Source organism: Marinoscillum sp. HNIBRBA16962 (assembly GCF_057801515.1).
Genome location: NZ_CM173603.1, coordinates 1,299,336 through 1,312,538 on the forward strand (window position 1 = coordinate 1,299,336; position 13,203 = coordinate 1,312,538).

Sequence of the window (13,203 nt, forward strand, 5' to 3'; positions counted from 1 at the left end):
ATTTGTAAATCAGGAAAGAGTCATGCCATGACTACCAGCTTTGTTGTGCTTGAATAATTTTCAGATAGAGCGGGTCTTTTCTGACAAGCTAAAGTATTTTTACTAATTTAGGGCAACGTTTTTTTCGCCTAAACCAATCTATCATGGCACATTATGCAGTAGTGAACATCCTTAAATACAAGGATGGCAAGCTCTATTTTTCAGATGACGACTCTTCCTGGGAGGAGGTAACTCCCGAATCCGTCACCGGATATCCGAAACAGAACGAACTGATCCTGTGGTATGCAGGACCAGGAGTAAAGCGGATCACTTCACTGGATTTTCATGATCCGAGCGATTTTAAATTTGGGCCCGAGGCCAGGTTTAAAGGAAGGCTCTGGGTAGGAAAGATCAAAAAAGATGCAGATATAGGAAATGAGCCGAAGTACTCTATCTCCTTTAAGGATAGATTTGGGAGGAAGCATACGGTGGATCCTAAATTAAAAATCGAGCATGGGGACGGTGGCTAAAAACTTTTGTTGCTTATGCATTATCCTATTTCCCCTAATTAGTATTCATGCACAAGATTCTCGCCTTTTTGATAGCTTAAAGCAAGTCTATGAAAACAAGGATTATGAGGATTCCCTCAGGCTTCCCTTATTGAGGAAGTTAGGGTTCAATGCTAATGATCCGGACACAGCAATTTTTTATGCTAAAATATATTTGGATGAGGCACCCAATGATGAACACAAAAGTTATGCATATGGTCATCTTGGAAATGCTTATAGAATAAAAGGTGACTACCCAATTGCGATTAAACATTACCTTAAGAGTCTTGAATATGCAAAGATTGCTGAAAATAAGTCAGCAGTTGCTAGCAGCCTGGCTGTAATTGGGGATATTTATTCTGTAACAGGAAATCATAATGAGGCTGTTTCATATTATCATCGGGCTATTGATATCCTCGAAGAGGGGGATAATTTGAAATTTCTTGCGACCGTAATGCTGAACCTTGGGGATGAGTTCTACAATGTAAAATCCCTTGATTCAGCTTTGTTTTATTTTGAAGAGGCAGGAAAAATTTTTGAAGAGATTCATTACCAGGCTGGTATAGCTTACAATCTTGGTAATATCGGGTTGGTTTATGCAGAGCAGGGAATCCATGAACTTGCTGAAGATAATATAAGTAAGGCAGTTGAGATACTGAGCGATATGGAAGACTACTATGGCATCTCCGCCTACCTCACCTACATGGCGGATGTCTATGTAGAAAAGAAGAACTATGATGAGGCACTAAAATATGCCAAACAGAGCTTTGAGATAGCTATGGCCAATGGGCTCAAAGAGCAGGTTCAGGATGCAAGCCTTAAGCTTTCAGAAATTTATGAGCTCAACGGTCAGATTGCCAACGCCTATAAATTTCATAAAAAGTATGTAGCCTATAGAGACAGTGTAAATAATGAGGAAACCATTCAAAAAATAGCCGATCTGAGGAGAGAATATGAAGTAGGTCAGAAACAAGCTGAGGTAGATCTGCTCACTATACAAAAACGAAACCAGAACATCATCCTCTTTGCGCTCACAGGATTTGCTTTCATTTTGGTGATCCTTGCTTTTATCATTTATAAGTACTACCAGTCTAAAGCCAGGACGAACAAGATCCTGGAAACGCAAAAGCGGGAGCTGGAAGCACTCAATCAAACCAAAGACAAGTTCTTCTCGATTATCTCTCATGACCTTCGCGGACCGGTGAGCTCGTTTCATGGGATCAGCCGGATGATCAAGTTTTTAGTACAGACGAAGGATACGGATCAGCTGCTTGAAATCACCGACGATATCGATCAGTCGGTAGAGCGGGTTTCGGCATTGCTGGACAACCTGCTTTCCTGGGCCATGCAGCAGCAGGGCCATTTTCCAAATGTCCCCGAAAAGGTTGATCTGAAAGAGCTGGCCGATGAGCTGGTCCAGACACTTAAAACCATGGCAAATGGTAAAAACATTGAGCTTTCCAGTGAAATCCATTCACCGGTCAGTCTTTGGGTGGATAAAAACACCACCATGACCATTCTTAGAAACCTGGTCAATAATGCATTGAAATTTACTCCGGAAGGAGGCTCGGTGACGATCTCCGCTTCCGAAAAAGGTGATTTTGCAGCGATCCGGGTTTCAGATACGGGGGTTGGGATCCCAAAAGAAAAGCTGCATAAGCTGTTTAGGCTTCAGGATAAGAAGAGTACCTACGGGACAAGCGGTGAGAAGGGGCTGGGGCTTGGTTTGCAGCTGGTTTATGAGTTTGTAGAGATGAATGGTGGTACCATAGAGGTGAGCAGCACCGAGAAGGAGGGAACGACATTTACGGTGAAGCTACCGCTGTTTGAAAGTGTGGGAGTAGAGGCTTGAGACTAACCCTATGTCATATTCAAAACCATCGTCCCAAAACCATGTCTTCACGGTCTGTTTTATCATAGAATTTCGTGGGGGACACGAAATTGGGCGCATACCCAGATCAAACACTGTCGGTCAGAAAAGAGTAGGGCCGATGAATCATATTTTACATAAAAACATTCTTCAGGTAATTATTCCGGATATCTCTGTATACATAAAAATCAGAATCAATGCTTGCTACATCTGTGAACCCTGTGTTTTCCGAGACAACTATTAGAGAAGCATCAGCCAGATCCATAGGCACATCATTGTATTTTTCAGTGAGCTCAACGATTCTTGGTAAATGGTTAATGTCTAAAGAAAATAATTGTAATCCACCCCTCCGGATCCATTTGAGAAAGGCTAGTTGGACTTTGGTATTAAAATCCAACATATGCGTAACCTCCGTAATCACGGGCCAGGTGGCCCATAACTGACCCTTAAATTCTTTGATGAATTGAAGTGCTTTTAAATGGTACTTATCACTTTTATCAAAAAGACCGATCAAGGGGCCTGCATCAATGAGTATGCTTCTCACCTAGCTTCTTTTTAAGTGTTTTTTTGTAATTTGATGAGGCGTCAGGGTTTCCACTTCCTTCCTGGCCAAACAAGTCCTTACCCAGGTCAAATGGAGATTTACTCAATTCTTCTTTCGTGAAATAGTGAACCAGGGCTTCTTTCACAATAGAGGACTTTGAGCAGTTCTTTTGCTGACTGTACTGCTTTAGCTTTTCTTCTAATTCCTTATCGATCCTGACATTTAGCATCTTTCTACAGGTTTGTATTACAAATGTATTACAATTATTTATGGTAACAAAGTTCCATATTTCATCATTCCACTTTCTTCAAATCCATCTCATCAAAGAAGATGTCGTAGTTAGGGACATCAAAGTGGAGGCCTTTTACCTCCAGATTATTATCCATCAGAAACTGTACAGTGCCGAAATCAAACCAGGCGTGTGTGTACTTCCAGTGAATCTCCCAGATATTGTAGTGCCAGTGGGTGAGTGAGGCGGATAATCCGGGATTATCTTCAAATACGAGAAATAGCTGATCTTCCTTTTCTTTGACATACACCTTACCATGCATTCCTGAATGATAAGCGCCGGTGTACTCCTCCAGAGGGTGGATTGGTTTTATTTTCTTTTTACGCTCCTTTTTGCGTGAGTCAATGGTTTCGGCCTGTGAGTCATCAGCTTTTGACCGTTCCAGCCACTCTTTTGACCAGTCCCGGTTATCCTTTCCGGTAAATTGATTTAAAATATACAGGCCCAGAGGCAGCGTATTTCCTTTCATGGTGTTTGTGAGTATTACAATGCCCAGGTTTTCTCCTGGCACCATCAGCACCCGGGAATACATCCCGTCGTATCCGCCGCTGTGGGTAACTACTTTGTTCCCATAGTAGTCCAGCAATTCCCAGCCCAGTCCATAGCCCCAAAAACTTCTTCCAGGGACAAACTCCAATGATTTTTCGGAGATCTGACGACTATTGTGGATCGTCCATAATTTGTTCTGGCTTTCTTTCCTGATCAAAGTATCTTCATTCCAAACTCCATTATTCAGGTTCATAAGCATCCATTTACTCATATCCTCCACACAGGAAATGATCCCTCCGGCAGCACCCGTCTGATCCCAGTTTACCCAGCTGATCACTTCCGTGCCGTTTTCGTAAGGTTTATGCGGCGAAGCATAATTGCCGAGCCGGGGAAGCTTATCGGTACTCGTTATGGTACGCGTCATTCCTAGAGGCTCAAAAAAGGTTTCTCTTGTATATTTATCCCAGTTTTTACCTGAGGCCTGTTTAATTACCTCGCCGGCGGTGATAAACATGAGATTTGAATATCCGTATCCATTTCTGAACCCATAAGCCTGAGGGACATATTTGATTTTCTTTATGATCTCAGGTACTGACAGGTCAGATTTATACCACATCAGGTCTCCGCTGAAGGTCCCTAACCCCACTCTATGGCATAGCAAATCCACAACCCTGGCCTCTGACGTAACGTACGGATCGTATAGCTCAAAATAGGGAATGTAATCCGTTACCGGGTCATTCCAGCTTAGTTGCCCTTTATCCACAAGGTCTGCAATGGAGGAGGCTACAAATGCTTTAGTATTTGATGCAATGGCAAAAAGTGTTTTTTCGTTGACAGGGTCGCTTTTTCCTTTCTCCTTCACACCATATCCTTTGGAAAGCAGGACTTCTCCGTCTTTGACAATGGCTACAGCCATGCCAGGGATATCCCATGCTTCTCCGGACTTAGCAATGTATTCATCGATCGTCTTTACATCAGGCTGACTTAATGCATAGAAAGCCAGGCCTACAAAGAGGGCAAACAATAACTGTTTCAATTAAAATGCGGGTTTCAATTCCGAATCTGATTCAGAACGGAAGATACGATTTCTTCGGGACTCTTAGAAATATCCACATAGATGGCGTCACTCGGGATTTCTAAGGTATCAAATTGGCTTTGCAGCAGTTCAGGGGGCATGAAGTGGCCTGCGCGGGCATTTACCCGATCGAGTATTTGCTTTTGAGAACCATAGAGCAGCACGTAGGTGATTTTTCCTGCCTCATCGAGTGTTTTTCGGTAACTTTCTTTTAGAGCTGAGCAGGCCAGAATAAGCCCGTTTTCCTCTTTTATAAGTTGAGCGAGCCGCTCCAGCCAGGGTTTTCGATCCTGATCCGTTAATGGTTCACCTCGTTTCATTTTATCCACATTGGTCTTTGGATGAAAATCATCCCCGTCATAGAAAGGGAGATTAAGTGATTTGCTTAAAAGCTTACCGATTGTGGATTTTCCGGACCCGGATACACCCATGACTACAATATTCATATCAGCTAAAATAGGCACTTAACAGAAAATGCTCAAAAGGATGCAAATGGTGTGATAGCTTTTTACTGCTTAACTGCGCTTCTCTAAGTTCTCTGCGGTTAAAAAGTGGAATAAGATATTTTGTAATTGAAAATAAAGGCAAATTTTATTTTGTGAAAATAGAAATGTATTTGACCAGTGAACCTTTTAGGTTCTAGATGGCTTCAATTAACTTAGCGCAAATTTGGTCAGAATGGTCACATTCCTTGTTTATTTACCTTTTCTACTGGGTTTCGTCGTGATCGGCGTTTACGGAGAGCGGAAAATAGCCGGCTTTATCCAAAACCGCCTCGGTCCGATGGAGGTAGGGCCGGTGGGCCTTTTTCAGACCATTGCTGACCTGCTCAAAATGCTTCAGAAAGAAGATATCAGACCTAAAGCAGCCGACAAAGTGCTGTTTATGGTAGCGCCAATTGTGGTATTTGGGGCTGTTTTTGCCGGGTTTGCGGTGTTGCCTCTTAACATGAAACTACCCGGTGCAGTGCTTTCATCCGGTGTGTTTTATCTGCTGGCAATTGTCTCGATCGACGTGCTGGGCATCCTGATGGCAGGCTGGGGATCCAATAATAAATATTCCCTGTTTGGTGCGATGCGCTCAGTGGCACAGATCATTTCATATGAGATCCCGCTGGGACTGAGTGTGCTTTGTGTGGTCATGGTGAACCAATCACTGGATTTGCAGGAGATCAGTATGCAGCAGGGAATTCTCACAAGCGAGAAAAGTTATTTTCTGGGTATCAAAGCACTGGATGTGACCGAAGCTGGTGGTTTTCTCAGCTGGAATGTCTTTACCATGCCGGTACTCTGGATTGCTTTTTTGGTTTTCTTTATTTCAGGCCTGGCAGAAGCCAACAGGACTCCTTTTGATCTGCCTGAATCTGAATCAGAGTTGATCGGTGGATATCATACCGAGTATTCCGGGTTTCGCTGGGGGCTATTTATGCTTACCGAATATGCCATGATGCTTTTAATCGCATTTTTATCGGCCATTTTGTTTTTCGGTGGTTGGAATACCCCGTTTCCAAACATGGGGTCAGTGGCATTGGCAGACTGGACCACCGGGCCGGTTTGGGGTGTGATCTGGCTTTTCGGTAAAGCTACTTTCTTCATTTTTCTGATGATGATCATTCGCTGGACATATCCACGTCTGCGCGTTGATCAGCTGATGAATTTATCGTGGAAGTATTTAACTCCCGCGGTTATTTTGTTGTTGTTTGTAGTTGGGATATGGAAATTGTGGATGATATGAGTAACTACTTCAAAAATATCAAACATGCGTTTGGTACCATGACCGATGGGCTGAAGCTGACGTTTCGCTATCTGACTGATGCGAGAAAGTCACGAACACCAATCGGTGTGGCAGATAATGACTATTTCAAAGCGGATAAGGGAATAGTGACCCTGCAATATCCGTCAGAGTCATTTCCTGTGCCCGATACGGGAAGGTACCGTTTACATAATGAAATAGATGACTGCATAGTCTGTGATAAATGTGCAAAGGTGTGTCCGGTAGATTGTATTGAGATAGATGCGATCCGGTCACCGGAAACCATTGGTGTGACTTCTGACGGTACACCCAAGCGGATCCATGCAGCTAAATTTGACATAGATATGTCGAAGTGCTGCTTCTGCGGGCTTTGTACGACTGTTTGTCCTACAGAGTGCCTCACGATGACCAAGGTTTATGACTTTAGTGAGTTTGAGGTGGAAGATCATGTTTACTCGTTTTCTGAAATGAGCCTCGTGGAAATTGCTCAGAAAAGAAAAGAGCTGGAGGAATATGAAGCTCAAAAAGCTGCTGCAAAAGAACAGAAGGCAGAAACAGCTGAGGGGAAACCGGCTGTAAAGCCAAAAGTCGGTGCCAAGCCTGCTATCAAACCAAAAACCGGTGGCGGATCTAAACCGGTGATGAAGCCTAAAACAGGAGGAAAACCGGTTATTAAACCGAAACAGCAGGGTGGTGATGCAGGAGCGGAAAAGAAAGCTTCCGAACAGTCTGGATCAGCTAAGCCCAAGCCAAAATTCAGACCAAAGCCCATGATAAAACGAAAACCAAAAGATGATGGAGATAAGTAAACTGCTGTTTTTTGGTTTTGCGGCGATGGTGATTTTACCGGTGATCTATCTGGTATTTGCTAAAGATATTATTCGTGCAGCTTTTGCTGTAGTGGTATCTCTTTTAGGTATTGCAGCGTTATTTGTGCTCTTGCAGGCCGAATATATGGCGGTGGTGCAGATCCTGATCTATGCAGGGGGAGTTATTGTACTGCTTATTTTTGGTATAATGCTGACCAGGCGGATAGGAGATAAGGGTGTTTTTACAGGGCATCGCGGGCTCATATCCGGTGCACTGGCATTTGTGGCTTTTCTCAGTATTCTGGTCACACTGATCCACAGATCAGCAGGTACTTTTAACCAGGGGGCTGCACAGACGGGAGATCAGGTAACACAGATCGGGGTGTTATTTCTGACCGATTATCTGCTGGGTTTTGAGCTGATCGCCTTTATACTGCTGGTAGCTTTGGTTGGCGCGGCATTTTTAGCTAAAAAATCCAATAGTGCATGAGTGAGATCCCTGTAAGTTGGTTTTTGTATGTTGGCGCATTCCTTTTTTGCGGAGGACTTTTGATCGTCCTTATCAAAAAGAATGCGGTTTTTGTGCTGATCGGGATAGAGCTGATGCTAAACGCGGCGAACATCAACCTGGTGGCTTTCTCCCGGATGGATCCGGATCTCAATGGTCAGATGTTTGCCATTTTTTCAATAGTCATTGCCGCAGCGGAGGCCGCAATAGCTTTAGCCATACTTTTAAATATTTATAAAACCTATCAGTCGTCTGATCTGGATGATTTGACCGAATTGAAAAACTGACTTGAACAGCCAGATAACCTATATGATCTTAGCCCTGGTAATGCCGCTTGTTGGTGGTATATCAGCTTATTTCCTGGGCAGGAGACGTGCTGGAGCAGTGAGCGTATCAGGGATCTTTCTGGGCTTCCTTTTTGCATTACGGTTAATTGCTGCAGATGAACCAATAGCAGCTTACTGGGAGTGGCTGCCCGGAATGGAGCTTGGTTTTTACCTGGACAACATTGCCATTGTGCTGATCTGCCTGGTGTATTTCATTTCCCTTTTGGCTCATCTTTTCTCCATTCATTACATGAAAGGGGAGGCTGGGCTGCACCGGTACTTTTTCAAGCTCGGGTTTTTCACCTCTTCGATGCTGGGCCTGTTAGCAGCAGACCACTTTGTTTTGCTGTTTATTTTTTGGGAGCTGGTTGGTTTTTCGTCTTACCTGCTTATCGGATACTGGTTTAAGGATCAGCAAAAAGCACAATCGGCCCGTGAAGCATTTATGGTCAACCGGGTAGCAGATGCAGGATTGTTAGCAGGAGTAATACTTATGATCACGGTAGTAGGCCAGCCTTACCTCTCTCAATTGGAGCGTGTTCCAGCCGATTTGATCGTTCATTTAGCCGGATTTGGGTTGGTGATCGGCGCCCTGGGTAAGTCTGCTCAGTTTCCTTTTTTCGGATGGCTTCCAAAAGCGATGGTGGGCCCTACACCGGTTTCCGCCCTGATCCATGCTGCTACCATGGTGGCTGCCGGGGTTTACCTGTTGGTAAGAGTGGTTCCCTTTCTCAGTCCCCTGGTGTTAACTTTTACGGCTTTTGCCGGAGCCCTTACTGCCCTTATGGCTGCTTACGCTGCTATTACCCAGCATGATATTAAAAAAGTACTTGCCTACTCCACCATTTCTCAGCTGGGCTATATGGTCATGGGAGTAGGAGTGGGGGCTTACCAGGCCTCATTGTTTCATTTGTGGACCCATGCTTTTTTCAAAGCCGGCCTTTTCCTGGCGGCTGGAGCTGTTATTCACTTTATGCATCAGGCCAACCGTGATGTAGATGGTCAGGATATGCGAAACATGGGAGGGCTGCAAAAGGAATTACCAATTACTGCTCTGGTATTTATGGTTTGCGGGCTTGCGTTATCCGGATTACCCTTTTTTAGCGGTTTCCTGTCCAAAGAAGGAATTCTTGCCGGAGCGTGGGTTTGGGCCAGTCAAATAGAGGGAGCAGGCAGCTGGGTTGCTTACCTGGTGCCGGATATGGCTTTTCTGGCAGCATTTTTAACGCCTTTTTATATCGGGCGGCAGGTACTGCTGGTGTTTTTTGGGACAGCTCGAAAAGAAAGGCTCCCGGTGACCAGACCCGAACCCATCATTTTTGTGAGAGTGCCATTACTGCTTTTGGGAATGGGCTCCCTATGGTTTTTTAATGCTTTAAATCCTTTTAACGCTCACGGTTGGTGGCTGAATGAATACTTGTTTTCATTGGAAATAATTGAAGAAGCTGACGGGGCGGCGATGATCCAGCAGATTACTCTAAGCCTGTCCATTGCCTTATCCATTTTAGGTTTAGCTCTGGCTTACTACCGGTTCAGGCCGGGCAGTTTTCGTCAGAGTAACTATGAGGTGGCTTTTGCCCCAGACAAGGGATACCTCAAGGTATCTTATAGTGAGTGGTTTATCAATGAATTTTATGAGTTCCTTTCTGTTGGTTATCTCTGGCTTGCTAACTTCGCCCGAAGTATTGACAGACGTGTGATAGACCCCATAGTCCATTTTATAGGGGTAGGCGCGGTAGTTTTTAGCAAGTTTCTGAGCATTATCGACCGGGAGATTGTGGACGGGTTAGTAAATTTCATCGCCTGGATCTCCAGACAGACCGGTACTTTGCTGAGCAGGGTGCAGGCTGCACGCGTTCAGACTCAGATTGGCTGGATGGTACTAACAGTGCTTTTGATCATTTTATGGTTTCAACTTAGGGGTGAATAACAAATGATGAATTACCTTCTTTCTTTACTCATTTTTGTGCCTGTTGGGGCAGCTTTCCTGATTGGGGTTATTCCCAAGTCGCAACCCCGGCTGATCAAGATTGTCGCCCTGTTTGCTACCATTGTACAGTTAGTGTTTGGGCTCACATTATTCTTCAGTTATGATGGCTCCATAGTGCCTGAAGAGTGGAGCGGCGCCTTTCAATTCGTAGAACTCACCGAATGGATTTCTTTACAGCTTGGTGACCATGGCAGCCTGAAAATTGATTACTTCCTGGGGGTGGATGGAGTGAGCATGCCTTTAGTGGTTTTAAGCACTATCCTTCTGGTGGTGGGAGTGGTTTCATCCTGGAATCTGACTGAAAAGGTTAAGGGATATTTTATGCTATACCTGATCCTGAGTGGGAGTATTATCGGGTGTTTTGTTGCGCTGGATTTCTTCCTCTTTTATGTCTTTTTTGAGTTTATGCTTTTACCCATGTTTTTCCTGATCGGGATATGGGGAGGGCCCAGGAGGTCGTATGCTTCCATTAAGTTTTTTCTCTACACCCTGCTGGGTTCATTATTCATTTTGATTGTAATGATCGGTCTTTACCTGTCAGTGGGGACCGTTGAAAATAATGGAGAAATAGTTCATACGTTTAGCCTCATTTCGATGATGGATGGCGCTTACCTGCAGGATGCGCTGTTGGCTCCCGGGAATGATTATCTTCTATTTGGGATGCCAGTGAGGTACGTGGCTTTCATTTTTCTGATGATCGGGTTTGCCATTAAGCTTCCGGCAGTTCCGGTGCACACCTGGCTCCCGGATGCCCACGTAGAAGCGCCCACGGCTATTTCAGTGTTGCTGGCCGGGATACTGCTAAAGGTTGGGGGATACGGTTTCTTCAGAATTGCATACTCTATTTTTCCTGATGCAGCTATTGAGTTTGCATATCCGGTTGCCATTTTTGGGGTGATCTCCATTATTTATGGAGGCCTGGTGGCTATGGCGCAAAATGATGTGAAGCGCCTCATTGCTTATTCATCGGTTTCACATATGGGATTTGTGATGCTGGGATTAGCTGCCCTGACCAGCGAAGGGGTTTCCGGATCCCTTTTTCAAATGGTATCGCATGGTTTTATATCCGGGGCGTTGTTCCTGGTGGTTGGGGTGATTTATGATCGAACTCACGATCGTCAAATAGAGGGTGTCAGTGGCCTGGCGAGTAAAATGCCCGGGTACACTTTCTTTGTGGTGATTTTCTTTTTTGCTTCATTAGGATTGCCAGGATTGTCCGGGTTTGTTGGAGAGGTGTTGGTGCTGATGGGAGCCATAGGGACCGAATCTTCTACAGGATTATTTTCAAAATGGGTAGGTATCATCGCCGTATCAGGGATTATTATTTCCGCAGGGTATTATTTATGGACCCTTCAGCGGATGTTCTTTGGAGAATTTTGGACCAAGGAAGCAGCGTGGAGCGAGAAAATGAAAGATCTCACTACCCGTGAATGGATCATGTTGGTTCCTCTTGCGGTATTGGTTCTTTTATTTGGAATTTTCCCGTCGATACTTCTTGACCCCATCGATAACTCATTAAAGTTTTTTGTAGATCACCTGATCAGCCAGGGAGAATTTTATCTAAATCAATGATGCTCTTGGAACAGCTACAGGCAGGTCAGCTACAGGATATTTTGGATCAGCTTTTGCTTTTGCGGTATGAGATCGCATTGGTAGCAGGAGCAATGCTTGTCCTCACAGGAGGCCTGTTGTTTTCGAAGCCTCTTGTATCAAAATTGCTTTATGTCATAGTGTTGCTGGTGGCTCTTTTTGGAGTAACTGTCCGTTCGGAAGAGGTGATCATCCTTTCCGATTTCCTGGTCATGGATGGGCTGGGTGACTTATTCAAAATAGCCTTTGCTGGTTTGTCTCTTTGGATAGTGTTTTTCCCAGAGGTGCGTGAGCGGAAGTCTGAGTTTTATTTTCTGCTCTTATCAGTGATTTTGGGCAGTACCCTGATGCTTTCTGCCAATCATCTCTTAATTATTTACCTTGCCGTAGAGCTTACCTCTTTTGCATCCTACCTGATCACCAATTTCAATTTTGAAAAGCGTTCGTTTGAAGCAGGGCTGAAATACCTGCTATTTGGTGGAGTGAGCTCTGCATTTGCCTTGTATGGAGCGTCATTGATTTATGGGTTTACAGGTACCCTTGTATTATCCGAAATGGATTTTAATGTGATAGGCAGTTCAGGTTTACTGAATTTCGGGCTGGTGACATTCATGGGTGGCTTACTGTTCAAAATAAGTTTGGTTCCTTTCCATATCTGGACACCATCAGCGTATGAAGAAGCACCTACCGAATCGCTCCCGATCCTGGCTTCTTTGCCTAAAATCGGGGCTTTGGTATTGCTTCACAGGATATTCAGGCAGTTAGACATTTTTACTGTAAACTGGCTTTTTGTTGCCGTCGCAGTGATCGGTATGGCAACGATCGTGCTGGGGACACTGGGCGCTATGCGTCAGCACAACGCAAAAAGGCTGATTGCTTACGGAGCTATAGCCCATTCCGGTTTTTTGCTGGTTCCTTTACTTATCCCCGGTGAGACTGGAGCTAATGCATTTATCTGGTATGGGGTGGTGTATATGTTTATGAATCTGGCTGTATTTCATCTGCTTGCCATTTTTGAGGAGCTCGGCATCAAAGATGTTGAGGATTTTTCCGGGCTGAGAGCTGACCAGAGTTACCTCGGGAGTTTGTTTGTTTTGGTATTAATAGCTTTGGTAGGGTTACCTCCCACTGCCGGCTTTACCGCAAAATTTTATTTGTTTTCGGCTTTGTGGTCCTGGTATGAAAACATTGGTGATCCTTTAATGCTCACGTATCTGGGTGTGGGGGTCTTGAGTGTGGTGTTTTCACTTTTCTTTTATTTGAAAATCCCGTATAATTTTTTTCTCAAAGAATCTCAAAATGCAAATACGGTCAGGATCCAGTTTTATCAACGACTTTTGGCAACTATTTTCACAGGAGTGTTGTTATCGATTTTCTTTAGGCCGGATTTATTGAATAACATTGCGGAAAATATTAAATTCATTGCTTGGTAAC

At 44.3% G+C, this 13,203-nt stretch carries 13 protein-coding genes; 9 read left to right on the forward strand and 4 right to left on the reverse strand.

What is annotated here, in order from left to right; translation table 11 throughout:
* Positions 1-143: 143 nt before the first annotated feature.
* Together AC3E9V_RS05460 and AC3E9V_RS05465 are read left to right on the forward strand one after the other, a co-directional pair.
* A complete protein-coding gene (locus tag AC3E9V_RS05460; protein ID WP_488752176.1) occupies positions 144-509 on the forward strand; it encodes a hypothetical protein in 366 nt (121 codons plus the stop codon).
* A gap of 130 nt (positions 510-639) precedes the next feature.
* Positions 640-2,379, forward strand: coding sequence for a tetratricopeptide repeat-containing sensor histidine kinase (locus tag AC3E9V_RS05465; protein ID WP_488752177.1), 1,740 nt, complete (start codon positions 640-642; stop codon positions 2,377-2,379).
* Between the two features lie 151 nt (positions 2,380-2,530).
* Here the strand turns inward: AC3E9V_RS05465 and AC3E9V_RS05470 are convergent, their stop codons facing one another.
* The 4 genes from AC3E9V_RS05470 to AC3E9V_RS05485 all read right to left on the reverse strand — a co-directional run bounded on the left by AC3E9V_RS05470 (position 2,531) and on the right by AC3E9V_RS05485 (position 5,240).
* Positions 2,531-2,941 carry a type II toxin-antitoxin system VapC family toxin gene (locus AC3E9V_RS05470; RefSeq protein ID WP_488752178.1) on the reverse strand — a complete coding sequence of 137 codons (411 nt, stop codon included), beginning with the start codon at positions 2,939-2,941 and terminating at the stop codon, positions 2,531-2,533.
* On the reverse strand, positions 2,922-3,170 hold the full coding sequence (locus AC3E9V_RS05475; RefSeq protein ID WP_488752179.1) for a DUF6364 family protein: 249 nt from the start codon (positions 3,168-3,170) through the stop codon (positions 2,922-2,924). The genes AC3E9V_RS05470 and AC3E9V_RS05475 overlap by 20 nt, the downstream gene beginning before the upstream one ends.
* 64 nt (positions 3,171-3,234) lie before the next feature.
* Entirely contained in the window at positions 3,235-4,755 is a 1,521-nt protein-coding gene (locus AC3E9V_RS05480; protein WP_488752180.1) for a serine hydrolase, read from the reverse strand.
* A gap of 14 nt (positions 4,756-4,769) precedes the next feature.
* Positions 4,770-5,240: a gluconokinase gene (locus AC3E9V_RS05485; RefSeq protein ID WP_488752181.1), complete on the reverse strand. Its 471-nt coding sequence runs from the start codon at positions 5,238-5,240 to the stop codon at positions 4,770-4,772.
* 232 nt (positions 5,241-5,472) lie between these two features.
* Here AC3E9V_RS05485 and AC3E9V_RS05490 point away from each other — a divergent pair, with 232 nt between their 5' ends.
* Genes AC3E9V_RS05490 through AC3E9V_RS05520 form a run of 7 tightly spaced genes read left to right on the forward strand, consistent with a single transcriptional unit; the run spans position 5,473 to position 13,202 of the window.
* Complete coding sequence (locus AC3E9V_RS05490; RefSeq protein ID WP_488752182.1) at positions 5,473-6,528, forward strand: complex I subunit 1/NuoH family protein; 1,056 nt, start codon at positions 5,473-5,475, stop codon at positions 6,526-6,528.
* Positions 6,525-7,355 (forward strand): 4Fe-4S binding protein, encoded by an 831-nt coding sequence (locus AC3E9V_RS05495; RefSeq protein WP_488752183.1) that lies wholly within the window; start codon positions 6,525-6,527, stop codon positions 7,353-7,355. The genes AC3E9V_RS05490 and AC3E9V_RS05495 overlap by 4 nt, the downstream gene beginning before the upstream one ends.
* The gene (locus tag AC3E9V_RS05500; protein WP_488752184.1) at positions 7,339-7,845 is read left to right on the forward strand and encodes an NADH-quinone oxidoreductase subunit J family protein; all 507 of its coding nucleotides are present in this window, start codon (positions 7,339-7,341) and stop codon (positions 7,843-7,845) included. Before AC3E9V_RS05495 ends, AC3E9V_RS05500 begins: the two co-directional genes overlap by 17 nt.
* Positions 7,842-8,150 (forward strand): NADH-quinone oxidoreductase subunit NuoK, encoded by a 309-nt coding sequence (gene nuoK / locus AC3E9V_RS05505; protein ID WP_488752185.1) that lies wholly within the window; start codon positions 7,842-7,844, stop codon positions 8,148-8,150. The genes AC3E9V_RS05500 and nuoK overlap by 4 nt, the downstream gene beginning before the upstream one ends.
* 1 nt (position 8,151) lies before the next feature.
* The gene (locus tag AC3E9V_RS05510; RefSeq protein ID WP_488752186.1) at positions 8,152-10,119 is read left to right on the forward strand and encodes an NADH-quinone oxidoreductase subunit 5 family protein; all 1,968 of its coding nucleotides are present in this window, start codon (positions 8,152-8,154) and stop codon (positions 10,117-10,119) included.
* Positions 10,120-10,122: 3 nt separating this feature from the next.
* Complete coding sequence (locus AC3E9V_RS05515; protein WP_488752187.1) at positions 10,123-11,751, forward strand: complex I subunit 4 family protein; 1,629 nt, start codon at positions 10,123-10,125, stop codon at positions 11,749-11,751.
* On the forward strand, positions 11,748-13,202 hold the full coding sequence (locus AC3E9V_RS05520) for an NADH-quinone oxidoreductase subunit N (protein ID WP_488752188.1): 1,455 nt from the start codon (positions 11,748-11,750) through the stop codon (positions 13,200-13,202). Before AC3E9V_RS05515 ends, AC3E9V_RS05520 begins: the two co-directional genes overlap by 4 nt.
* Position 13,203 lies beyond the last annotated feature (1 nt).